The organism is Telluria sp. RB2R28, assembly GCF_059685835.1.
Genome location: NZ_JCASIK010000001.1, coordinates 1,643,648 through 1,668,152, shown reverse-complemented (window position 1 = coordinate 1,668,152; position 24,505 = coordinate 1,643,648). Strand labels below are relative to the sequence as shown.

Sequence of the window (24,505 nt, the reverse complement as noted above, 5' to 3'; positions counted from 1 at the left end):
CATGCAACGCATTACCATCCTGGGCGCCACCGGCTCGATCGGCGCCTCGACCCTCGACGTGCTGGCGCGCCATCCGGAGCAATACCAGGTGTACGCGCTGAGCGCCCATACCCGCGTGGAAGAACTGGCCGCCGCCTGCCGCAGCTGCCGCCCCGCGCGCGCCGTGGTCGGTACTGCCGACGCGGCCGCACGCCTGGCGGCGCTGATTGCCGACCTGCCTACCAGCGTCGAATACGGTGAGCAGGCGCTGTGCGATATCGCGTCAAGCGACGACACCGATACCGTGATGGCCGCCATCGTCGGCGCCGCCGGCCTGGCCCCGACGCTGGCCGCAGCGCGCGCCGGCAAGAAGATCCTGCTGGCGAACAAGGAAGCGCTGGTCATGTCCGGCCAGCTGTTCATGGACGCCGTGCGCGAGCACAAGGCGACGCTGCTGCCGATCGACAGCGAACACAATGCCATCTTCCAGTCGCTGCCCGCCGCCTTCGGCCGCGTGCCGGCAGCGGCCGGCGTGGCCAAGATCCTGCTGACCGCCTCGGGCGGCCCGTTCCTGAACCGCGCCGTCGAAACGCTCGGCGACGTGACGCCAGACGAAGCCTGCAAGCACCCGAACTGGGTCATGGGCCGCAAGATCTCGGTGGACTCGGCGACCATGATGAACAAGGGCCTCGAAGTGATCGAAGCCCACTGGCTGTTCGGCGCGCCGGCCGACCAGATCGAGGTCGTGATCCATCCGCAAAGCGTGATCCACTCGATGGTGTCATATGTTGATGGCTCGGTGCTGGCACAACTGGGCAACCCGGATATGCGCACGCCGATCGCGCACGCGCTGGCGTACCCGGACCGGATCGCGTCAGGCGTGGCCCAGCTCGACCTGACGCAGATGGCGGCGCTGCAGTTCTTCCCGCCCGACTTCACGCGCTTCCCGTGCCTGGCGCTCGCGTTCGACGCGCTGCGCGCCGGCGGCACCGCCCCGGCACTGCTCAACGCCGCCAATGAATTGGCGGTGGACGCCTTCCTCGAGCGCCGCATTGGTTTCCGCGATATCGACCGCGTGATCCGCCATGCACTCGACGCCGTCGAACACGGCCCGGCGCCATCGATCGAGGCCGTGCTGGCCCAGGATGCGCGTGCCCGCGAGGCTGCAGCGCATGCAGTCGCCAGCCTGCACTGATTGACGGATACCGCCCAATGACCCTGCTTTACACCGTGCTGGCGTTCGCGCTGGCGCTCGGCCCCCTGATCGTGATCCACGAGCTGGGTCACTACCTGGTGGCGCGTGCCTGCGGCGTCAAGGTGCTGCGCTTTTCGATCGGCATGGGCCGCGTCGTCTGGTCGCGCCGCTTCGGGCGCGACCAGACCGAGTGGGCGGTGTCGCTGCTGCCGCTGGGCGGCTACGTCAAGTTCCTCGACAGCCGCGATCCCGACGCCGGCCCGATCGACAAGAGTGAGCTGGACCGCGAATTCACGCGCCAGAACGTCTGGAAGCGCATCGCCATCGTCGCCGCCGGTCCTCTGTCGAACTTCGCGCTGGCGATCGCCCTGATGGCCGCACTCTTCATGCATGGTGTGGACGAACCGTCGGCGCGCCTGCGCGCCGTGGCCGAATCGTCGGACGCTTACCGCGCCGGCGTGCGCGGCGGCGAGACCGTGGTTGCCGTCAATGGCAGCGCCGTGCGCTCGTGGTCCGAGCTGCGCTGGCAGATCATGCACGCGGCGGTCGACAAGACCGATGCGCGCCTGGACCTGCGCAGCACGGGCGGCGGGGCCTACACCGTGGTGCTGCCGGCGTCCGTCATCGGCAAGCTCGATGTCGACAGCGACGTGATGGCCACGCTGGGCCTGGACCTGTGGCGCCCGCAGCCGCGCATCGACAAGGTCATCGCCGACGGGGCAGGGCAGCGCGCCGGCCTGCAGGCCGGTGACCTCGTGCTGCGCCTGAACGGCGCGCCGGTCGTCGATGGCATCGCCTTCATTGACGCGGTGCGCGCCGCGCCGGGCCGCGCGCTGCAGGTCGAGGTCCAGCGTGCCGGCGTGCCCGTCACGCTGTCGCTCACGCCCGAGGCGGACGCCAACGGCCGCGGCGTGATCAAGGCGATGGTGGCGCAGGCGCCCGAGATGGTGACTGTCTCTTCAGGCCCATTTGACGCCATTGCGCGCGGTGCCGAGCGCACCTGGGAAACGTCCACGATGACGCTGAAAATGATCGGCAAGATGATTACCGGCGAAGCGTCATTGAAAAATGTGACCGGTCCCATCACGATCGCCGATTACGCCGGACAGACCGCCCGTATTGGGCTCGTCAGCTATTTACAGTTTATTGCCTTCATTAGTATCAGCTTAGGCGTCATGAATTTGTTACCAATTCCCGTTCTGGATGGTGGCCATTTACTGTATTATTCGCTGGAAGTTTTGACCGGGCGTCCTGTTTCTGTGCGCGTCGTCGAGTTCGCACAGCGCGCCGGGATCGGCCTGCTGTTCATGCTGATGGCGCTCGCCGTCTTCAACGACCTGGGCCGGCTGCTCTAGCCGCCCGCGGTTCGCTCCCCGAGAGTCCAGTCAAATCACCATGCAATCGTTGTCCAAATGAGTGACCCTTTGATCCAGCCAATGAAATCACAACCAGATCGTTTCGCCTTGCCGTTCATTCGCCGCAGCCTGATCGGCTCCGCCGTCGTGGCGCTGTGCGCCACGCTGTACGCAAATAATGCCATGGCCGTCAACCCGTTCGTCGTCAAGGACATCCGGGTCGAGGGCATCCAGCGTACCGAGGCAGGCACCGTGTTCAGCTACCTGCCGGTGCGCGTGGGCGAGACCTTCGACGACGTCAAGGCGTCGAGCGCGATCAAGGCGTTGTACGCAACCGGCTTCTTCAAGGACATCCGCCTCGAAGAAGAAAACGGCGTGCTGGTCGTGCTGGTCGAAGAGCGTCCGGCGATTTCGTCAGTCGACTTCACGGGCACCAAGGAATTCGAAAAGGACATGCTGGTCAAGGCGCTGTCAGAAATCGGCGTGGCCCAGACCAAGATCTTCGACAAGGCGTCGGTCGACCGCGCCGAGCAGGAACTCAAGCGCCAGTACCTGTCGCATGGCCTGTACGGCGTGAAGATCACCACCACCGTGACCCCGATCGAGCGCAACCGCGTCACGATCATGTTCAACGTGGACGAAGGCGACGTTGCCAAGATCAAGGGCATCAACATCATCGGCAACAAGGCGTTCAGCGACAAAGAGCTGCGCCAGTTGCTCGAACTGCGCCCGTCCGGCTGGTTCACCTGGTACTCCAAGGCCGACCAGTACTCCAAGCAGAAGCTCACCGGCGACCTGGAAAAGATCAAGTCGTGGTACCTCAATCACGGCTACCTCGAAGCCAACGTCGAATCGACGCAAGTGTCGATCACGCCGGACAAGCGCGACATCTACCTGACGCTCAACATCACCGAAGGCGAGCAGTACACCGTCTCGAGCGTCAAGCTCGAAGGCGAAATGTTCGGCCGCGAAGAAGAGCTCAAGCAGCTGATCCTGCTGCAGCCGGGCAAGACCTACGTGGGCGACCTGCAAGAGGGCACCAACAAGCTGATCTCCGATCGCCTGGGCACCTTCGGCTACGCGTTTGCCAACGTCACGGCCAACCCGGAACTGAACCGCGAAAAGCGCGAAGTGGCCTTCACGTTCTTCGTCGATCCGGGCAAGCGCGCTTATGTGCGCCACATGAACATCTCCGGCAACACGGTGACCCGCGATGAAGTCATCCGCCGCGAATTCCGCCAGTTCGAGAGCTCGTGGTACGACGCCAACCGCGTCAAGCTCTCGCGCGACCGCGTCGACCGTCTGGGCTATTTCAAGGACGTGAAAGTTGAAACGCCCGAGTCGCCAGGCACGTCCGACCAGGTCGACGTGAACATCGCCGTCGAAGAAAAACCGACTGGTAACTTCATGATCGGCGGCGCCTTCTCGCAGTCCGAGAAGTTCACGTTCACCGCCTCGATCTCGCAGGCCAACTTCGCCGGTAGCGGCAACACGGTCGGCATCGAACTCAATACCAGCAAGTACAACCGGACGATCGCGTTCTCGCAGACCAATCCGTACTTCACCGACGACGGCATCTCGCGCGCGTTCTCGCTGTACCTGCGTACGTCACGCCCACCGGCGCTGAACATCGGTTCCTACACGGTCAAGCAGACCGGCGGCAACATGACCTTCGGCGTGCCGTTCTCCGAGTCCGACACCGTCTACTTCGGCGCGGGCCTGGAACGCACCGAACTGGAAACCGACGAATCGTCGCCGAGCATCTACCAGACCTTCGTGCGCCAGAACGGCGGCCCGGCCAGCGGTGTCGGTTCGGCCACCACCAACGCGATTCCACTGACAGTGGCGTGGGGCCGCGACACGCGCGACAGCGCCGTGACCCCGAGCCGCGGCCGCTTCCAGCGCGCCAACTTCGAAGTCGATGCGATCGGCGACGCCAAGTACTACCGCCTCGTGTACGAACACCAGTGGTGGAAGCCGGTCACGCGCTGGATGACGCTGGCCCTGCGCGGCGAGTTCGATTACGGCAAGGGCATTGGCGGCAGCGCCTACCCGGTCTTCAAAAACTTCTATGCCGGTGGTATCGGTTCGGTGCGCGGCTACGAAAGCTCGTCGCTGGGCGTGGTCGACCAGCGTTACTACGATGCGATCGGCGGCTCGAAACGCATCATCGTCAACGCCGAACTGCAGTTCCCGTTCCCGGGCAGCGGCACCGACCGCAGCCTGCGCTGGTTCACCTTCGCCGACGGCGGCCAGGTGTTCCAGGAGGACGCGAAGATCCGCTTCGGCGAGTTCCGCTACTCGGCCGGTATCGGTCTGTCCTGGATTTCCCCGGTCGGCCCGCTCAAGTTGAGTTATGCTAAGCCGCTGAATTCGCTGCCAGGTGACCGCCTGGAGCGCTTCCAGTTCCAGATGGGTACCGGTTTCTGACCGGCCCACTGCGTCCTGAAGAACGATTGCGAGAGACTTTATGTTGAAAAATCTGATTGCCTCGCTGCCTGACGGCTTCAAGCCCACCGTGGCGCCAGCCTTGCTGCTGGCCGCGGTGTGCGCGTCGCCGCTGGCGCAGGCGCAGGCGCAGGTGGCGACGGGCCGTATCGGCTTCGTCTACACCGAGCGCCTGATGACCGACTCCAAGATGGCCAAGGCGGCCGACGCCAAGCTGGCGGCCGAATTCTCCAAGCGTCAGAAGGCCGTCGAAGAGATGGTTGGCAAGTTCAAGGGCGCGTCCGAGAAGTTCGACGCCGAAGGCAGCGGTCTGGCCGAGCTGGAACGCACGCGCCGCGCGCGCGAGCTGTTCAACATGCAGAAAGACGTCGAGCGCATGCAGCGCGAGTTCCAGGAAGACCTGCAGCAGCGCAAGAACGAAGAACGCGCTGCGATCGCGCAGAAGGCCTACAAGCTGGTCGAACAGTATGCCGAAGCCGAAAAGCTCGACGCGGTGCTGGTCGAAGCGGCGTGGGTGAATCCGCGCGTGGACATCACCGACAAGATCCTCAAGCTGCTCGACAAGTAACACCTGTCTGCAGTGTTTTCTGCTGTACCGATTTTGACTCACACTGAAAGACCGAGATGGGCATTCGACTAGGCGATTTGGTCGAGCGCTTCGGCGGACAGCTGGTGGGCGACCCGAACCTCGAGGTTACGGCGATTGCTCCCCTGGACACGGCCGGCGCTTCGCACATCAGCTTCCTTTCCAACAGCAAGCTGCGCGCACTGGCGGCGCAAAGCGGGGCCGCGGCCCTGATCCTGTCGCCGCTGGACGACCCGACGGTGGCCGCGACCTATGAAGGCGCGCGCATCGTCACCACCAACCCTTACGCATACTTCGCCCGCGCGGCGCAGTATTTCGCCTCGCTGACCGACCATGTGCCGCCCGCAGGCGTGCACCCGAGCGCCGTCGTTGCCGACAGCGCCATGATCGACCCGAGCGCCCATATCGGGCCGCACGTGACGATCGACGACGGCGCCGTCGTCAAAGCGCAGGCCGTCATCGACGCCGGCTGCTACGTCGGGCGCAACGCCGTCATCGGCGAAGGCACGCACCTGTTCGCGAACGTCACGTTCCACGCCGGCTGCGAGATCGGCAAGCGGGGCATCCTGCATTCGGGCGCCGTGATCGGCACCGACGGCTTCGGCTTTGCCAATGAAGGCGGCGTGTACATCAAGATTCCGCAGACCGGGCGTGTGCTGATCGGCGACGACGTCGACATCGGCGCCAACACGACGATCGACCGCGGGGCACTCGAAGACACGATCATCGAAGACGGCGTCAAGCTCGACAACCAGATCCAGATCGGCCACAACACCCACATCGGCGCGCACACCGCGATGGCCGGCTGCGTCGGCGTGGCTGGCAGCGCCAAGATCGGCAGCCGCTGCACGTTCGGTGGCGCCGCCATGGTGCTGGGCCACCTCGAGATCGCCGATAACGTCCATATCTCTTCGGGCAGCATGGTGTCGCGCTCGGTGCTCCAGCCAGGCCAGTACACGGGCTTTTACCCGCTGGCCAAGAACGCCGAATGGGAACGCAGCGCCGCGATCGTGCGCAACCTGGGCTCGATGCGCGAAAAACTGCGCGCGCTCGAGAAAACCATTAAAACCCTCACAGAACAACAACAATGACCACGCCAGAACTCACCACCCTCGACATCAATCAGATCAAGGAATACCTGCCGCACCGCTATCCGCTGCTGCTGGTCGACCGCGTGCTGGACGTCGAACTGGGCAAGCGCATCGTCGCGATCAAGAACGTCACCATCAACGAAGAATTCTTCAACGGTCACTTCCCGCACAAGCCGGTGATGCCGGGCGTCCTGATGATCGAAGCGATGGCGCAGACTGCCGCGATCCTGTCGTTCATGACGATGGGCGTCAAGCCGGATGAAAACTCGGTCGTGTACTTCGTCGGCATCGACAATGCGCGCTTCAAGCGGCCAGTGGAGCCGGGTGACCAGCTGCGCATGGAAGTGGAAATCGTGCGCGTCTCGCGCGGTATCTGGAAGTACAAGGCCGTCGCCACGGTCGACGGCAAGGTCGCTGTCGAGGGCGACTTGATGTGCACGATCCGGGGCGCCGCCGAAGCGCCGATGAAAGGCGCCGGGGCGGCACCGGCTGCATCCACGCCCGAGTAAGGAGACGTGATGAGCAAGATTCATCCAACCGCGATCATCGATCCGCAGGCGCAGCTCGACAGCTCGGTCGAGGTCGGGGCCTACTCGATCGTCGGCCCGAACGTGCGCATCGATGCCGGTACCGTCATCGGGCCGCACGTCGTCATCGACGGCCACACGACGATCGGCAAGGACAACAAGTTCTTCCAGTTCTGCTCCATTGGCGCCGCGCCACAGGACAAGAAGTGGCAGGGCGAGCCGACCCGGCTGGAAGTGGGCGACCGCAACACGGTGCGTGAATTCGTCAGCTTCAACCTGGGCACGGTGCAGGATGAAGGCGTCACGCGCCTGGGCAACGACAACTGGATTTCGGCCTACGTCCACCTGGCGCACGACTGCCAGGTCGGCAGTAACACGATTTTCTCGAACAACGCGCAACTGGCGGGCCACGTGCACGTGGGCGACTGGGCGATCCTGTCCGGCTTCGTTGGCGTGCATCAGTTCTGCAAGATCGGCGCGCATGCGTTCATCGGCATGTACACGAGCCTGACGCAGGACGTGCCGCCGTACGTGCTGGTGTCGGGCAATCCGGCCGGTGCGCGCGGCGTCAACCTCGAAGGCCTCAAGCGCCGCGGCTTCACGCGCGAGCAGCTCGATGGCATTCGCAGCGCCTACAAGCTGCTGTACCGGAATGGCCTGACGCTCGAAGAATCGAAAGCCGCGCTGCAGGCCGAAGAAGAGCGCCTGCCGGCAGCGGCGAACGACATTCGCCTGTTGCGCGACTTCCTCGGCACCGCGAGCCGTGGCATCGTTCGCTGAAGGCGTGCCGTCCGCCGCGGGCCGCGACGTGTCGCTGGCCCTGGTGGCGGGCGAGGCGTCCGGCGACATGCTGGCGGCGCGCCTGCTGGCCGGCCTGCGGCCGCACCTGCCGTCTGCACGTTTCCACGGCATCGGCGGGCCGCGCATGATCGAGCAGGGCATGGTCAGCGACGTCCCGATGGACCTGCTGACCGTGCGCGGCCTGTTCGAAGTCATCCCCCGCTACCGCGAACTCAAGGGCATCCAGAGCCGCCTGCGCGATCGCCTCATTGCCGAACGGCCGGCTGCCTTCATCGGCGCAGACTACCCTGGCTTCAACCTGGGCCTGGAAGAGCAGCTGCGCGCGGCGGGCATCCCGACGGTGCATTTCATCGGGCCGCAGATCTGGGCCTGGCGCGGTGGCCGCATCAAGAAGATCCAGCGCGCCGTGTCGCACATGCTCGTCATCTTTCCGTTCGAAGAAGCGATCTACCGCGCTGCGGGCGTGCCGGTGACGTATATCGGGCACCCGCTGGCCGAGACGATTCCGCTGGTACCCGACGTGGCGGCTGCGCGCCGTGCACTGGGGTTACCAACAGATGCGCGCGTTGTCACCGTCATGCCGGGCAGCCGCATGGGTGAACTGAAATACCTGGCCGAGCCATTCGTGCGCGCCGTGCAGTTGCTGGCGGCGCGCGATCCGGGCCTGCGCTTTGTCGTGCCGATGGCCGGCGAGCGCCAGCGGGCATATTTCGACCAGATCGTCACCGCAGCCGGCCTGCAGGGCGTGGAACTGATCGTGACTGCCGAAGGCTCGCATACGGCCATTGCCGCTGCCGACGCGGTGCTGGTCGCCTCGGGCACGGCCACGCTCGAAGTAGCGCTCTTCAAGAAGCCGATGGTGATCGCTTACAAGGTCATGCGCGCCTCGTGGGAGATCATGCGGCACATGGGTTACCAGCCGTGGATCGGCCTGCCGAACATATTGGCGCGCGAATTCGTCGTGCCCGAGCTGCTGCAGCATGCGGCAACGCCCGAAGCAATGGCCGACGCCGTCTGGCGCCAGCTGGAAGACTCCGCAGGGCGCGAGCGCCTGGCGCAGCGCTTTCTCGACATGCATCACAGCCTGCTGCGCAACAGCGCCGAAGAGAGCGCGCAGGCGGTGCTGCAGATTATCGGGCGCACGGCGCCCTGAACACCTAGATGACAAAAACCAGAATCAATCTGTATCCCGGCCTGCCCACCAGGGGCCGGCCGTTCACCGCACTGGACATCGTGTGCGGCGTTGACGAAGCCGGGCGCGGCCCGCTGGCAGGGCCCGTGTTTGCGGCCGCCGTCATCCTCGACCCGCGCCGTCCGATCGACGGCCTGCGCGATTCGAAAAAGCTGACCGCCGCGCGGCGCGACGAACTCGCGCCGCTGATCCGCGCCCAGGCGCTGGCCTGGGCGGTGGCGGAATGCTCGTGCGAAGAAATCGACAGCATCAACATCCTGCAGGCGACCATGCTGGCGATGCGGCGCGCCGTGGAGGCGCTGCAGCATGCGCCAACCATCGCGCTCATCGACGGCAACCGCTGTCCCGAGCTGACAGTGCGCGCGCACGCGATCGTCAAGGGCGACGACAAGGTCAATGCGATTTCGGCCGCGTCGATCCTGGCCAAGACCGCGCGCGACGCGGCGCTCGTGCAGCTGCACGAACAGTATCCGCAATACGGCTTCGACCAGCACAAGGGCTATGGCACCGCGCTGCACCTGGAACGCCTGGGCGCGCATGGGCCGTCGCCGGCGCACCGCCGCTCGTTCGCACCGGTGCGCGGGATGCTGCAGACCGACCTGTTTGGCGCCATGGTCGGCAATGGGGTGACCGCATGAAGACCATCACCTCGCGCGACAACCCGTTCTACAAAGAGATCAAGGCGCTCGCCACCAGCTCGCAGGCCCGCCGCAAGGCCGGCCATAGCCTGCTCGACGGCGTGCACCTGTGCCAGACCTGGCTCGACCTGCGCGGCGCACCGCGCCACTGCGTGGTGTCCGAGGGCGCACTGGGCAATCCCGAAGTACAGGCCATCGTCGCGCGCTGCGGCGCCGTCAACGCGCCGGTGACGGCGCTGCCCGATGCACTATTCAACGCGGTCAGTCAGGTCGAGCATGGCGTGCACCTGCTGTTCGTGATCGACACGCCGCAGCCGGCGACGGCGCCGGCGCTGGTGATGGCCAGCGTGCTGCTCGATGGCGTGCAGGACCCCGGCAACGTCGGCTCGATCCTGCGCAGCGCCGCCGCTGCCGGCATCAAGCAGGTGTACTGCAGTCCCGGCACCGCGTTCTGCTGGTCGCCGAAAGTGCTGCGCGCGGCGATGGGCGCGCACTTCGTGCTCGAGATTTTCGAGCATGTCGAATTGCCGGACCTGGTGCACACCGCGCAGGTGCCGGTGCTGGCCACCAGCGGCTATGCGGCCGAAGGGCTGTACACGCTGGACCTGCGGCTACCTGTGGCGTGGGTGCTTGGGCACGAAGGGCAGGGCGTCTCGACCGAGGTGCTGGAGCTGGCCACGCACCGCGTCGCGGTACCGCATCTGGGGCAGGTCGAGTCGCTCAACGTCGCGGCCTGCGCCGCCGTGTGCTTCTTTGAAGGCCTGCGCCAGCAGCAGGCATTGCAGGCATAGACGGCGCCAGCGCCATCCAGTAGGCTAGCGGCTTGTAACGTGGAGTAACGATGGATATCGCGCATTTGCATTTTCTGGTGGCGCAAGCCGACCCTCTTGAACGCCGGGCGCTGGTGGCCTTGCTGGGCCAACTCGGCGCCGGCCAGGTCACCGACGTCGCCGACGGCGCGGCTGCGCTGCAGGCGCTGGAAGCTGGGGCCACGCCGGTCGTCAACGTCGCACTGATCGACCTGGACTTGCCCGGCATGGACGGCTTGACGCTGCTGCGGCGCCTGGGCGAGATCAAGTGCGCCGCGCGCCTGATCGTGACGGGCGCGCAGCCGGCCGACCTGCTGTTTTCCGTGGAGACGCTGGCCGAAGCCTTCGGCATCGAGCTGCTCGGCGCCATCGCCCGGCCGGTCACCGCCGTGACGCTCAAGCCGGTGCTCGAGAACTACACGCCGCTGCCGCGCTTCGCACAGGCGCCAGCCGAGCCACGCTTCACGTTCCAGCAAGTGGGCATCGGCCTGCAAAAGCGCCAGTTCGAGCCGTACTTCCAGCCCAAGATCGAGCTGGCGACGGGGCAGGTGAAGGGCCTGGAGGTGTTCGCGCGCTGGAACCATCCGGAGCACGGTGTGCTGGGGCCGGCGTCATTTGTCGATGCGCTGGGCGAGAGCGGCCGCATCGACTTCCTCGACTGGAGCATGATCGAGTTGTCGGTCGAGCGCCAGCGCTGGCTGCAGGACCAGGACATCGCGATCCCGATCTCGCTGAACATTGCCTCCGAAACCCTGGCCCATCCCGCGTTTGTGCGCCAGATGTCGGCGTGCCTGGAGCGCCACGGGGTCGCTGCGACCGACGTGACATTCGAGATCTCGGAATCGTCGGTGCTGAACACGGACCCCGACTTCATCGAACGCCTGGTCCGGCTACGGATGATGGGCTTCGGCCTGGCCATCGACGACTACGGCACCGGCCGCTCGAACCTGCAGCTGCTGGCACGTATCCCGTTCACCGAACTGAAGATCGACCGCAGCTTCGTCGACGGCGCCTCACGCCGCCTGCCACTGAGCACGCTCCTGCGCTCCTGCCTGAGCCTGGCCCACAGCCTGGACCGCAAATCGGTCGCCGTCGGCGTCGAAACCCGCCGCGACTGGGACTTCCTGCAGGCCCTCGGCTGCACCTACGCCCAGGGCTACCACATCGCCAACCCCATGCCCGCCACCGCATTCCCTGCCTGGCTGAGCGACTGGCGCCAATACTTCTAGCCCCCCCATCACGCGTCGCGCCTTCACGTCAGGTGCGCGCTGGCGGGGCGGTGGAGTTGCGCGTCACCAGTTCCAGGCTGTAGCGGATCCTGGCCGGCTTGATCTCGGCGCCCTGGATCAGGGCGATCACTTCGGTGACCGCGCGCTCGCTCATGGCGTCGTAGGGCGGGCGCATGGTGGTCAGTTTGGGGAAGACGAAGCTCGACGTCGGAATGTCGTCGAAGCCGATCACCGACACATCGCCCGGCACCGACAGGCCGCGGCTCTTGAGTGCATCCATGGCGCCGAACGCCATCTCGTCGTTGGCAGCAAAGATCGCGCTGGGCGGCTGGGCCAGCGCAAGCAACTGCTCGGTCGCCGCATAGCCCGAGGTCTGGTTGAACGCGCCTTGCACCACCAGAACCGGATCGGGTTCGACGTCCGCGGCGGCCAGCGCCTCGCAATAGCCCCGGTAGCGTTCCGCGCTCTGCCCCGTACCAGGGTTGCCGGCGATGAAGGCGATCCGGCGGTGCCCCAGCGACAGCAGGTGCCCGGTCGCGGTGCGCGCGCCGATACGGTTCTCGACCGTGATCACCGGCACGTTCATGTCCCGCGCTTCGGAATTCATCAGCACGCACGGGAAACGGCATTCGTTGACCACGTCCAGGTACTGGTCGCCGCAGGTTGGCAGTACCAGCAGCAGGCCATCGCACAGCTTGCTCAGCATCTCGCTGGTGCCCAGCCGGCCGGGACCGGCAAAGTGCTCGGCATTGAAAATGATCAGGTCGTAGCCGCGCGCACGCGCATGGTCGCTGATGGTGCGGATGATTTCATGCAGGATCACGGACCCGTAATTGTTGACGAAAACGCCGATCAGGTTGCTCTTGTCGCCGCGCATGCGCCGCGCCAGCATGTCCGGCGTGTAGTGGAGTGTTGCAGCCGCTTCCATGATGCGCGCACGGGTCGCGTCCGACACGTAGCCGACCCCCCGGACCGCCCGCGACGCCGTGATCGGGGACACACCCGCGAGCTTGGCCACTTCACTCAATTTACTCGGTTTGCGCATGCTGCATCCATTGATTTCAAGACGGTGATTGTAGTGTCTCGAGGTAGCTCCGGCTCATCGGCCAGAGCGATGTGCAGGAATTGTGGTGACGATACCACTTGCCGTGAAAAAATAAATTTCGTGATTTATTCGTAAATATTCAGGTACTTGCGTGAGCGTTTCGCGCGCCAAAAATCTTGACGTCTTGCAAATCAAAACCGTGATGGTAACGTGACCACATGCCCAGGGTGCGAAGACACCGGGTGCTGTAGTTCACCTACGGAGACAGAGAGATGAGACAGAAAATGTTAGTAACGCAGCTGGCGCTCGCGCTGGCAACGGCCTACGGTACCCAGGCGCACGCCCAGACGGCGACCGATGCACAGGAGGGGGCAACACCCGCCTCGGTCGCACCAGCGGGCACCGCAGCGCCGGCCGCCGACGCGCCCGTCGCCACCGTCCTGGTGACAGGCTTTCGCTCCAGCCTGCAGAAGGCGCTGAACCTCAAGCAGCAGGCCATCGGCGTGCGTGATTCGATCGTGGCCGAGGACATCGGTAAATTCCCTGAAGCGAACATCGCCGAATCGCTGCAGCGCGTGCCGGGCGTGATCCTGGTGCGGGACGAAAGCTCGGGCGAGGGGCAGCGTATCTCGATCCGCGGCCTGCCGACCGCGTATTCGGTGACAACGCTCAATGGCGCGCCGGTCAACGCCACGTCCACCAGCGGTATAGGCGGCGCGGCGCGCGGCTTCAACTACGACGTGTTCGCGTCTGAACTGTTTGGCCGCGTCGACTTCTACAAATCGCCACTGGCCGAGCTGACCGAAGGCGGTCTGGGCGGCGTGGTCGATTTGCAGAGCCCGCGCCCCTTCGACAATCCGAAGGGCGCGGTGCGCTATGGCGCCACGGCCAGCTACAACACCACGTCGAAGAAGATCGACCCGATGGGCTTCGCGCTGATGTCCAAAACCTGGGGCCAGTGGGGCCTGCTGGTGGGCGGCTCGCACTCGGGCGGCACCAACAACCGGTCCGGTTTCGAAGCGACCGGCGGCTACAACAGCTCGGCGCTGGGCAGCCAGAATCCGGTCCGCGGCAACTTCGCGCTGGCGCTTGACTATAACGACCCGCGCGCCAACCTGTCGGGTTACACCCGCGAGCAGGTCGACAATGCGCTGCTGCCCCGCATTTACCGGTTCTATGGCTCGAGCAACGAGCGCTCGCGCGACGGCATGGTGTCGTCGCTGCAGTACAAGACGCCAACCCTGAACCTGTCGTTCGATACGCTGTACTCGAAGCTGGAAAACGAGCGTGACGAGATTTTCTTTGGCGTCCTGATCCGCAGCACGCGTACCACCGAAGCCGGTCGCGCCACCGCAGCGCCGGGCACCAATACGCACAACGGGCTGGTGCCGATCGATGTGAAGATCGATCCGGCCTCGAACCTGCTGACCGGCACCTTCGGCAATACGTCCTACAGCAGCGGCGCTCTATACAGCACCGACGAGACGCGCTTTCGCTACAACGCCCTGAACGCCCAGTGGAAAGCCACCGACAAGCTGACCCTGACCGGCCAGATCAGCGACAACTCCAGTAAGGCCGAGCGCGCAAGCACCGAACTGTCGGGCCAGATCTTCGGCATCACCTCGACCATCGACTACGGCAGCGACCACGTCTATCCATCGCTGTCCTCGCCGACCAGTTATACCGATGCCGGCAATTTCGCCGGCTTCGCCAACTCGACCGGGTTGTTGCGTGAGCTCGACAAGGGCCGCCAGGCGCGCCTGATCGCCGACTACGACTACGCGTTGCCGGGCGAGTGGACCGGCCGTCTGAAGGGCGGCGTGGTGTATGTCGAAACCACCAAGGACATCCACCGGCGCAACGGCACCGCGAACGGGACCGCCAAGATCAACCAGGTGGGCACGGCCGGCATGCGGGCCGGCATGACGTCGAACCTGCCGATCGACAACCTCGACATCGGCGCCGGCTGGCCAGGTGCCTGGGGCACCTTCAACCGCGATTACGCCTACGGCAACTTCAATCCGTACACGCTCAATCCCGATGGCGCATTCTCTCCGGCAGACAGCTTTACTGCCGTGGAGGAGGTCCGCACCGCTTTCGTCCAGTCGGACTTCCGCGGCCAGGTCCTGGGGCGCGAGCTGCGCATGAACGCGGGCGTGCGCTATTCGGAAACCCAGACCGACATTGCCAACTACAAGCGGCGCGGGGCCGGCCTGCCGTACGATCCGAACGAAGAGCACGGCAAGTACAGCAATGTGCTGCCGGCGATGTCGGCGGCGTTCGACCTGACCGATACCCTGATGTGGCGTGCCTCCTGGGGCAAGACCATCTCGCGCGCATCGCTGTCGATCATCGCCGCCCAGACCGTCGTCCCGAACCCGTTCGACACCGTCGCCACGTCAGGCAACCCGAACCTGCGTCCGCAGGCGTCGACCAATATCGACACCAGCCTCGAATGGTACTTCCAGCCGGGCGGCCTGCTGTCTGCGGCGCTGTTCAAGAAGGAGCTGACCGACGCCACCGCGAACGTGTCCACGCAGACCACGTTCGGTGCGCTGGGGCTGCCGGATACGGTCATGGGCGCGCTGTTCCGGGATGCTTCGGGCCGGGTCGACCCGAACCTGCCGATGACGCTCAACACGTCCATCAATGCGGGCAAGCAGACCCTGAAGGGCCTGGAACTGGCGTACCAGCAGAACTTCGACTTCCTGCCCGCGCCGTTCAAGGGCTTTGGCGCGCTGGCCAGCTACACCTACATCGACCCGTTCAACAGCGCCAAGTGGATCACCAATGCCGGCCGCGAGATCGAGGTCAATTCGGTGCCGAAGTATGCGTACAGCGTCACGGGCTTCTATGACCGTGGTCCGCTGGCGGTGCGCTTCTCGTTCAATCAGAAGGGCCGGTCGCTGCACGGAGGCAATCCGCGCAATAACGGCGACGACCTGATTCGCTGGAACGGCGCGCGCGGTTATCTGGATGGCTCGATCAGCTACAGGCTCAGCGACAAGCTGGAACTGCGCCTTGACGCGCTGAACCTGTCGAACACCCTGGTGTACGACTACTTCGAGGACGCCACCGGCCAGTACGGCAGCGGCAGGAAGACCCGGATGGACTACGCCAAGTACGACGGCCGTACGATCAAGATCGGCCTGCGTGGCAGCCTCTAAGCCTGGTGGCTGCAACGTGACGAAGCCGGGCAGCGGATGGTTGGTCCGCTGTCCGTTTCCGCCATCTCTTTCTGGTGCGCGCATGACATTACCGAACCTTTCCGCCGCTCTCGTTTGCCTCGCCCTGCTGCTGGGTGGCTGCGCCTTGCCCGGTGCTGGCGGGCTTGTCAATGTGGTGGAGGTGGCGCCGGGCTGGGCGAAAAACTCGGTCAATGCCGTGGTGTTCCGCAAGAATTCGCTCGTGTCCCACGGCGACACGCAATACATCGCGTTCTACGACCAGGATGCCAACGTGGTACTGGGCAAGCGCCAGCTTGGCACAGCGCGCTGGCAACTGGCGCGCACCCAGTATCGCGGCAATGCCGCCGACGCCCACAACAGCATCAGCATCATGGTCGACGGCGACGGCTTCCTGCACATGGCCTGGGACCATCACAACGACCAGCTGCGCTACGCCCGCAGCCTGCAACCCGGGTCGCTGGCGCTGGGTGAGAAGCTGCCGATGGTGGGTGTGGACGAGGGGGCGGTCAGCTACCCCGAGTTCCACCTGCTGCCTGGGGGCGACCTGTTGTTCTTCTACCGAGACGGTGGGTCCGGCCGCGGCAACCTGGTGCTGAACCGTTACGACCGGGCGCGCGCCACCTGGACCCGCGTGCACAGTAACCTGATCAGTGGCGAACAGCAGCGCAACGCCTACTGGCAGGCGTTCGTCGACCAGCACGGCACCATTCACGTCTCGTGGGTGTGGCGCGAGTCACCCGACGTCGCCAGCAACCACGACCTGGCCTACGCCCGTTCGGTGGACGAGGGGCGCTCCTGGCAGAGTACGTCGGGCACGCCCTACGCGTTGCCGATCACGGCCGCGAACGCCGAATACGCGGTGCGGATACCGCAGAACAGCGAACTGATCAACCAGACCTCGATGGCGGCGGACAAGCGCGGCAACCCCTATATCGCCTCGTACTGGCGCGCAGCGGGGGAGCAGGTTCCGCAGTACCACGTGGTGTATCACACAGGAAGCCAGTGGCGTCAGCTCGACCTGAACTTCCGCAAGACACCGTTTTCGCTCAGCGGCCAGGGCACCAAGGCCATTCCCATCTCGCGACCGCAGATCATGGTCGATACGAGGGCCGACCGGCCATCGGGCCTCTTGGTGTTTCGCGACGAGGAGCGCGGCAGCCGCGTGTCGGTGGTGCAGATCGAGGACTTCGACGGCGCCAGGTGGTCGGTGCGCGACCTGAGCGAATCATCGGTCGGCGCCTGGGAACCGAGCTTTGATACGCAACTGTGGCGCCAGCGCGCAAAACTTCATCTTTACGCGCAGCGTGTCCGGCAGGCCGACGCCGAAGGCGTGGAAAAGGCCGCGCCAACCCAGGTGCAGGTGCTGGAGTGGACGCCGGCCTTCAACAAGTGAGATCACGAGGATGACAACATCAATGCACAAGAGACGACTGTACCTGAAGGCGCTGCTGGCCAGCGGCGCGGCGCTGGGCGCCGGCTGCACCATGGGCGCGCCCAACCGCAATGCCACCAGCGTCAACGCGACCCGCATCGAGGTGCTGGAAACGCTCACCCGTGCCAACGACTACTGGCAGGCCAACCATCAGCCCACCAGCTGGGCGTTCTGGGACTACGCCGCCTACCACACCGGCAATATGGAAGCCTACGCCGTCACCGGCAATGAACGATATCGCCAGTACTCGACCGCCTGGGCCGAGCACAATGGCTGGAGCGGCGCGAAATCGCAGGACAAGGCGGCGTGGAAGTACCAGTACGGCGAAACCGACGACTTCGTGCTGTTCGGCGACTGGCAGATCTGCTTCCAGACCTACGTCGACCTGTACCGGCTCGATCCGGCCAGGGACCGCCGCAAGATCGCCCGTGCGCTCGAGGTGTTCGAGCATCAGATGCGCACGCCGAACGTCGATTACTGGTGGTGGGCCGACGGCCTGTACATGGTGATGCCCGCCATGACCAAGCTGTACAAGGTGACCGGCGACAAGCGCTACCTCGACAAGCTGCACCTGTACTTCGTCTGGGCCGACCAGCTGATGTTCGACCAGGACGCCGGCCTGTACTACCGCGACGCCAAGTACGTCTACCCGAAGCACAAGGCATCCAACGGCGGCAAGGACTTCTGGGCGCGTGGCGACGGCTGGGTGTTCGCGGGCCTGGCCAAGGTGCTGGCCGATCTGCAGAAGGATCACGCTGCCTACGCGCTGGTGCTGGACCGCTACCGCCGCATGGCGCGCGCGCTCAAGCCCGCGCAGCAGAGCGCGGGCTACTGGACCCGCAGCATCCTCGACCCGAACCATGCGCCGGGGCCAGAATCGAGCGGCACCGCCTTCTTCACCTATGGCTACCTGTGGGGCATCAACCGCGGCATCCTGGCTCGGGACGAGTACACGCCGGTGGTGGCCAGGAGCTGGGCATTCCTGTCACGCACCGCGCTGGCCGACAGTGGCAAGTTCGGTTACGTGCAGCCGATCGGCGAGCGGGCCATTCCCGGCCAGCGCGTCGACCAGGAATCGACCGCACCGTTCGGCGTCGGCGCCTTCCTGCTGGCCGCCGCCGAGATGAGCCGGTTTGTCGGCGGCTGACCATGGCCGCGGTTGCCCAACCCTGGACTTTCGCCGCAAGGCGCCTTGCATATCGAGTGATACAACCATGACCACCACCATTCCCCGCCGCCGCCTCCTGCAAGGCGCGGCTGCCGCCGTCAGCGGCGCGCTGGTTCCGATGCGCGTCGTCGCGCAGGCCGCCTCACCGCGCTTTGCCATCGGTTCGCAGGACTTTCTGCTGGACGGCAAACCGATCCAGATCCGCTGCGGCGAGATGCACTTCGCCCGCGTCCCGCGCGAGTACTGGGGCCACCGCCTGCGCGCCATCCGCGCCATGGGGTTGAATACCGTCTGCGCCTACCTGTTCTGGAATTACCACGAGTGGCGCGAAGGGCGCTTCGACTGGGCCGGGCAGCGTGACGCCGTCGAGTTCTGCCGGCTGGCCCAGCAGGAAGGCCTGTGGGTCATCCTGCGGCCCGGGCCGTACGCCTGCGCCGAGTGGGAGATGGGCGGGCTGCCGTGGTGGCTGCTCAAGAAAAGCCCGTCCGACAGCTTCCTGCGTTCGAGCGACCTAGCCTTTGTCGACCCGGCGCGCCGCTACCTGGCCGAAGTCGGGCGCGTGCTCGGCCCGATGCAGGTCACCCGGGGCGGGCCGATCCTGATGGTGCAGGTCGAGAACGAGTACGGCTTCTTCGGCGAGGACAAGGACTACATGCGCGTGATGCGCCAGGCGCTGCTGGACGCGACATTCGACGTGCCACTGTTCCAGTGCAATCCCACCAATATGGTCGCCAAGACGCATATCCCCGGGCTGCTGTCGGTGGCGAACTTCGGCAGCGATCCCGAGCGCGGGTTTGCGGCGCTGAAGGCGGTCCAGCAGGGTCCGTTGATGTGCGGCGAATACTATTCCGGCTGGTTCGACACCTGGGGCAATCCGCACCGGCGCGGCGACAATGCGCGCGCCCTGCAGGACATCGCGTACATGTTGAAGAATAACGGCTCGTTCAGCCTGTACATGGCGCACGGCGGCACGACCTTCGGCCTGTGGGGTGGATGCGACCGGCCATTCCGGCCCGACACCACCAGCTATGACTACGACGCCCCGATCAGCGAAGCCGGCTGGGTCGGCACGAAGTTCGAGACCTACCGCGAGGGCATGCGCCCGTTCCTGGCGCCGGGCGAAACCTTGCCCGAGCCGCCGGCGAAGAACCCGGTCATCACCATCGACGCCTTCGCGCTGAAGGAAACCGCGCCGGTGTTCGCGAACTTGCCCGAGCGCGTCATCAAGACTGCGTCGCCGGAGCCGATCGAGCACTACGACATCAGCCGCGGGCTGGTGGCTTACCGCGTGCGCCTGCCAGCGGGTCCGGCCGGCGTACTGGCCGCCGCCAAGGTGCGCGACCTGGCCTGGGTGCACGTGGACGGCAAGCTGGTCGGCACCATGGACACACGTTACCGCCGCTTCTCGGTGGCGCTGCCGGCGCGCAGCAAGCCGGTCACGGTGGACATCCTGCTGTACACCATCGCGCGCGTGAACTTCGGCATGGAGGTGCATGACCGCAAGGGCTTGCACGGGCCGGTGACGTTCACGGCCGGGGAGGGCGCGCCCCAGGCGGTGGAAGGCTGGGAGATCCGCGCCATTGACTTCGACGCCGACGGCGTGCTGCCACCGCTGAAGTTTGCCAGGGGCCGGGCGAAGGGGCCGGCGTTCTGGCGCGGCAGCTTCGATGTCAAACGCACTGGCGACACGTTCCTCGACATGTCCAGCTGGGGCCAGGGCATCGTGTGGATCAACGGACGCTGCCTGGGCCGCTACTGGAACATCGGGCCGACCCAGACCATGTATTTGCCGGGCCCGTGGATCAACAAGGGACGCAACGAGATCGTGGTGCTGGACCTGACCGGGCCCGCCGTGGCGCGCATCGCCGGGCGCGCCGAGCCGATTCTCGACGAACTGCACCCCGAGAAAGACCTGCCGCGTCCACCGAGCACCGTCAAGCCCGCGCTGGGCAATGTCAAGCCGGCGCATGAAGGGCAATTCGCGCCCGGCGGCGCCACCCAGGAAGTGCGGTTTGCCGCGCCCGTGAAGGGCCGCCATTTCTGCCTGGAGTCGCTGAGCGCCTTTGACGGCAAGCAGTATGCGGCAGTGGGCGAGATCGCACTGTTTGGCCCTGACGGCAAGCCGCTCAACCAGCAGTCCTGGACCATCCTGTATGTCAGCAGCGAAGAGCGCAAGAAAGAGGATGGCTCGGCACTCAACGCCATCAACGGCCAGGCGTCGGATCACTGGCACACGGCGTTCAGCGGCAGCGGCGCGGGCGCGGCGCACCCGCACCAGCTGATCGTGGATATGGGACAGGAGGTGGACGTGGCGGGCGCGCGCTACACGCCGCGTCAGGGCGCCGAGGGCGTGACTGGCCGGATCCGGCAGTACCGGATGTATGTGGGCGAGAAGCTGGTTATCGACAAGTAGGCAACGACATCGTCCCAGTGACAACGACGAATAACGATCAGGAGACACGATGGAACGACGCAATTTTCTGGGCTCGCTGGTAGCCGGTTCGGCCGCCACGCTGGCCACCGCAGGCGAAGCACGCGCTGCAGACAAGCTGGCGGCACAGCCGGCCAGCGACCGCGCCTACATGGCCGGCCTGCTGCAAAGGATGACCGAGCCGGTATTGTCCGCCATGGCCCGGGGTGAACTGGTCAGGAAGTTCGAACTCGAAGTCAGCCCGACCTGGGACGGGCGCGACAAGCGTGTCAGCTACTTCGAATGCTTCGCCCGGCTGATCGCGGGCGCCGCGCCGTGGCTGGCGCTGCCCGATGACGGCACGCCCGAGGGGGCCACGCGCAAGCGCCTGCTGGACATGGCCCGGCAAAGCTATGTGAACTCGGTCGACCCGGCCAGTCCCGATCGGCTGATGTGGGACGGGCCCGGGCAGGTGCTGGTGGACTCGGCGTACTACACCAATGCACTGATGCGTGCGCCGCAAGCGCTGTGGGAACCGCTCGACGCCACCACCAAACGCCGCATCGTCGACCACGTCAAGTCGCTGCGCCGCATCGAGCCGCCATACATCAACTGGATGCTGTTTGCGGCCATGAACGAAGCCTGGCTGATGTCGATCGGCGAAGCCTATGATCCGATGCGCATGAACGTCGCCATCCGCAAGGTCAACGAATGGTACGTGGGCGACGGCTGGATCAAGGATGGCGAAACCTTCCACTTCGATTATTACGGGTCGTACGTGATGCACCCGATGCTGTGCGAGATTCTGGAAGTGCTGGAACAGCACAAGGGATCATTCTGGAACGGCAAACCGGACGAGATGCGTGCACTGGCCTTCAAGCGCATGCAGCGCTTCTCGGAACACCTGGAGCGCTTCGTGTCGCCCGAAGGCACGTTCCCGATGTTCGGGCGTTCGCTGACCTACCGCACCGCGGCGTTTCAGCCGCTGGCGTTGCTGGCGCTGAGAAAGCAACTGCCAGCCAAGCTGCCGGAAGGGCAGGTCCGCAGTGCCATGCGCGCGGTGCACGAGCGGATATTCTCGGCGCCGTCGAATTTCACCAGGGGCGGTTTTCTCACCATCGGTTTCGTCGGCGCCCAGCCGGAACTGGGTGACTGGTATTCGAACAACGGCAGCATGTACATCACGTCAGCCAGCTTTCTGCCGCTCGGATTGCCGGCGACCGATTCGTACTGGACTGCGGCGGCGCAGGACTGGACGCAGAAAAAAGCGTTTGCGGGCGCCAGGTTTTCAAAGGATTATCACGTTGATTATTAAATTGGGTCAGGTGAATTTTGCTTTCGCGCGCGGGTTGCGCTGGTGCGGTGTGGGCTACTAATAAGGTTCGCCACAGAACAATAAAGGCTGCTACAAGCCCAAGGCGACCGACTCGGCGGGGCTTGTTCCAACCGCAAAAAGCTTATAGGCTGAGGCATACTCGACAGGCCGCTTCCGGGCAAAAGCGGCCGTTAGCCTCATGATTGGTGCCTATTGCTAATTGAGGACCTGGTAACTTAATGCATCATCCCATATCAACAGGTTAGCTATGCCAAACCGAACTTTAGCTGCATTATTTCTTTGTGTCTTCAATTCATTTTGTGGTGTAGTCGACGGGGAAGCAATTTCATCAGATAAATGTCGATTTGACCGTTCTCGCCTACTTGCCTTAGGCGAGAACGAATTTGATCAAGATGTTTCAGGAGGATGGCGAGCACTGGCATCGACACCTGGATGCCTCTTGATTGCAGCCGACCTGCTTCGCGATTACCGGAACGCTCATCATAAAGAGTCTGGCCTGTTGTTCTGGCATGAGGCGCAGGTTAGGGCTGATGCTGGGCAGTATCCCGAAGCGATCGCTTTGATGGAACATGCTCACAAGCCCACTGAAGACGATAAGACGGGTTGGAATCCGTATGTCGATGCAACGATTGCCTTCCTCCGCAGGGACAGGCCTGCACTTAAGCGGGCACGGGAAAGGCTCACTGCAGTCCCACCGACAGTAGGAGTGGGCGCGCCGCCTGTCATCGACGGCTACATGGAGGCAGACTTTGACGGTGGTTCGAAAAAGAGAATTCGTTGGCCCATAAATATCGACGTTGTCGAAGGACTCGAGAATTGCTTCGACAAGACCTATGCAGAAGCATACAAGGAAGTCTGTCGCCCGAAAAAGCAATGAGATCAAGCGGTAACCCCCCCTTTTTAGAGCACACTAAAAGTAGAGGTTAAGCGGCCAGTGCCAATTTCTGTTTTAGCGTAATACCGCCGAGCGCCGTGTTGGGCCGGTCGTGATTGAAGGTCCACAACCAGTTGGTGGCAAATTCCTTGTTTTCGTCGAGCGTCTCGAACAGGTGATGAGCGAGCCAATCGTAGCGAACCGTCCTGTTGTAACGCTCGACGTAAGCGTTCTGCTGCGGCTGGCCGGGCTGAGTGAATTCGATGCGGATGCCGCGCTTTGAAGCACACGCCAGGGTCACCGCGCTGATGTATTCAGGGCCGTTGTCGCATCGGATGGCTTCGGGCTTGCCGCGCCATTCGATGATCCGGTCGAGTGAACGTATCACGCACTCGGGCGGCAGCGAGAAGTCGACTTCGATCCCCAAGCCCTCGCGGTTGAAGTCATCGATTACATTGAACAGACGGATGCTGCGCCCATCGGCAAGCTGGTCATGCATGAAGTCCATCGACAAGCTCTGATTAACGGTGGTCGGTACCGCCAGCGGTAGCGGCTTCTAGCGCACCAGGCGATGGCGCGGCTTGATCCGCAGGTTCAGCTCGAGTTCGCGGTAAATCCTGTAGACGCGCTTGTGGTTCCATTTGAAGCCCTTGACGTTGCGCAGGTACAGAAAGCACGGCCCAAAGCCCCAGTTGCGCTGGTTGTTCGTCAGTCGCACCAGCCAGTCCGCGATGAGGACGTTCTCTGCGTCCAACTTCGCTTTGTACCGGTAGCAGGTCTGGCTGATGCCAAACGCATGGCATGCCAGCTTGATCGTGGCTGACCGCTCTGTCACGGCCCATTGCGCCATCTCCCGCCGCTGAGATGGCGCTACCATTTTTTTGTGAGTGCCTCCGCGACGATCTCGGCCTTGAGGCGCTCTTCGACGTACATTTTCTTGAGGCGCCGGTTTTCCTCTTCTAGCTCCTTCACCCGTGCCATCAACGAGGCGTCCATGCCGCCGAACTTGGAGCGCCACTTGTAGAACGTGGCGTTGCTGATGCCGTGCTCGCGGCACAGCTCCGGTACCGGGCTGCCGGCCTCGGCTTGCTTGAGAATGGCGATGATCTGGCTGTCGGTAAAGCGGGAGGTCTTCATGTAGAGCTTTCTGTGTCTTAAGTAAAAAAATTCTACTTCTGACCGCGCTCTTTTTGTGGGGGGAT

Annotated in this window: 18 protein-coding genes and 1 pseudogene; 17 read left to right on the top strand and 2 right to left on the bottom strand. The window is 64.4% G+C overall.

The window, feature by feature from the left end:
• Position 1 precedes the first annotated feature (1 nt).
• From ispC to AC56LV_RS07165, 11 genes are all read left to right on the top strand, one after another.
• Positions 2-1,174 (top strand): 1-deoxy-D-xylulose-5-phosphate reductoisomerase, encoded by a 1,173-nt coding sequence (gene ispC, locus AC56LV_RS07215; RefSeq protein ID WP_499556692.1) that lies wholly within the window; start codon positions 2-4, stop codon positions 1,172-1,174.
• Between the two features lie 17 nt (positions 1,175-1,191).
• Positions 1,192-2,529, top strand: a complete 1,338-nt coding sequence (gene rseP, locus AC56LV_RS07210) for an RIP metalloprotease RseP (protein WP_499556691.1) — start codon at positions 1,192-1,194, stop codon at positions 2,527-2,529.
• An 81-nt stretch (positions 2,530-2,610) separates the two neighbouring features.
• Entirely contained in the window at positions 2,611-4,959 is a 2,349-nt protein-coding gene (bamA, locus tag AC56LV_RS07205; protein WP_499556690.1) for an outer membrane protein assembly factor BamA, read from the top strand.
• A gap of 40 nt (positions 4,960-4,999) precedes the next feature.
• On the top strand, positions 5,000-5,545 hold the full coding sequence (locus AC56LV_RS07200) for an OmpH/Skp family outer membrane protein (protein WP_499556689.1): 546 nt from the start codon (positions 5,000-5,002) through the stop codon (positions 5,543-5,545).
• A gap of 56 nt (positions 5,546-5,601) precedes the next feature.
• Positions 5,602-6,654 (top strand): UDP-3-O-(3-hydroxymyristoyl)glucosamine N-acyltransferase, encoded by a 1,053-nt coding sequence (gene lpxD / locus AC56LV_RS07195; protein ID WP_499556688.1) that lies wholly within the window; start codon positions 5,602-5,604, stop codon positions 6,652-6,654.
• Positions 6,651-7,163 (top strand): 3-hydroxyacyl-ACP dehydratase FabZ, encoded by a 513-nt coding sequence (gene fabZ / locus AC56LV_RS07190; RefSeq protein ID WP_183552960.1) that lies wholly within the window; start codon positions 6,651-6,653, stop codon positions 7,161-7,163. The genes lpxD and fabZ overlap by 4 nt, the downstream gene beginning before the upstream one ends.
• Positions 7,164-7,172: 9 nt before the next feature.
• Positions 7,173-7,961 carry an acyl-ACP--UDP-N-acetylglucosamine O-acyltransferase gene (gene lpxA, locus AC56LV_RS07185; protein WP_332531608.1) on the top strand — a complete coding sequence of 263 codons (789 nt, stop codon included), beginning with the start codon at positions 7,173-7,175 and terminating at the stop codon, positions 7,959-7,961.
• Positions 7,945-9,135, top strand: a complete 1,191-nt coding sequence (gene lpxB / locus AC56LV_RS07180) for a lipid-A-disaccharide synthase (protein WP_499556687.1) — start codon at positions 7,945-7,947, stop codon at positions 9,133-9,135. The genes lpxA and lpxB overlap by 17 nt, the downstream gene beginning before the upstream one ends.
• A gap of 8 nt (positions 9,136-9,143) precedes the next feature.
• The gene (gene rnhB / locus AC56LV_RS07175) at positions 9,144-9,812 is read left to right on the top strand and encodes a ribonuclease HII (protein ID WP_499556686.1); all 669 of its coding nucleotides are present in this window, start codon (positions 9,144-9,146) and stop codon (positions 9,810-9,812) included.
• Positions 9,809-10,603: a TrmH family RNA methyltransferase gene (locus AC56LV_RS07170; RefSeq protein WP_499556685.1), complete on the top strand. Its 795-nt coding sequence runs from the start codon at positions 9,809-9,811 to the stop codon at positions 10,601-10,603. Before rnhB ends, AC56LV_RS07170 begins: the two co-directional genes overlap by 4 nt.
• Before the next feature lie 50 nt (positions 10,604-10,653).
• Positions 10,654-11,850 carry an EAL domain-containing response regulator gene (locus AC56LV_RS07165; RefSeq protein ID WP_499556684.1) on the top strand — a complete coding sequence of 399 codons (1,197 nt, stop codon included), beginning with the start codon at positions 10,654-10,656 and terminating at the stop codon, positions 11,848-11,850.
• Positions 11,851-11,878: 28 nt separating this feature from the next.
• Here the strand turns inward: AC56LV_RS07165 and AC56LV_RS07160 are convergent, their stop codons facing one another.
• Complete coding sequence (locus tag AC56LV_RS07160) at positions 11,879-12,895, bottom strand: LacI family DNA-binding transcriptional regulator (RefSeq protein ID WP_499556683.1); 1,017 nt, start codon at positions 12,893-12,895, stop codon at positions 11,879-11,881.
• Positions 12,896-13,179: 284 nt separating this feature from the next.
• On the opposite strand from AC56LV_RS07160, the gene AC56LV_RS07155 reads away from it, so the two are divergent.
• The 6 genes from AC56LV_RS07155 (at position 13,180) to AC56LV_RS07130 (ending at position 23,306) form a co-directional block, all read left to right on the top strand.
• Positions 13,180-16,062, top strand: a complete 2,883-nt coding sequence (locus AC56LV_RS07155) for a TonB-dependent receptor (protein ID WP_499556682.1) — start codon at positions 13,180-13,182, stop codon at positions 16,060-16,062.
• A gap of 82 nt (positions 16,063-16,144) precedes the next feature.
• On the top strand, positions 16,145-17,476 hold the full coding sequence (locus AC56LV_RS07150; RefSeq protein WP_499556681.1) for a BNR repeat-containing protein: 1,332 nt from the start codon (positions 16,145-16,147) through the stop codon (positions 17,474-17,476).
• Positions 17,477-17,498: 22 nt separating this feature from the next.
• Positions 17,499-18,662, top strand: a complete 1,164-nt coding sequence (locus AC56LV_RS07145; RefSeq protein ID WP_499556680.1) for a glycoside hydrolase family 88/105 protein — start codon at positions 17,499-17,501, stop codon at positions 18,660-18,662.
• Between the two features lie 67 nt (positions 18,663-18,729).
• A complete protein-coding gene (locus AC56LV_RS07140) occupies positions 18,730-21,096 on the top strand; it encodes a beta-galactosidase (RefSeq protein ID WP_499556679.1) in 2,367 nt (788 codons plus the stop codon).
• Positions 21,097-21,145: 49 nt separating this feature from the next.
• Positions 21,146-22,408 carry a DUF2264 domain-containing protein gene (locus AC56LV_RS07135; RefSeq protein ID WP_499556678.1) on the top strand — a complete coding sequence of 421 codons (1,263 nt, stop codon included), beginning with the start codon at positions 21,146-21,148 and terminating at the stop codon, positions 22,406-22,408.
• 268 nt (positions 22,409-22,676) lie between these two features.
• Positions 22,677-23,306, top strand: a complete 630-nt coding sequence (locus tag AC56LV_RS07130; RefSeq protein WP_499556677.1) for a hypothetical protein — start codon at positions 22,677-22,679, stop codon at positions 23,304-23,306.
• 46 nt (positions 23,307-23,352) lie between these two features.
• Here AC56LV_RS07130 and AC56LV_RS07125 read toward each other — a convergent pair.
• Positions 23,353-24,440: pseudogene (locus AC56LV_RS07125) on the bottom strand (IS3 family transposase).
• Positions 24,441-24,505 lie beyond the last annotated feature (65 nt).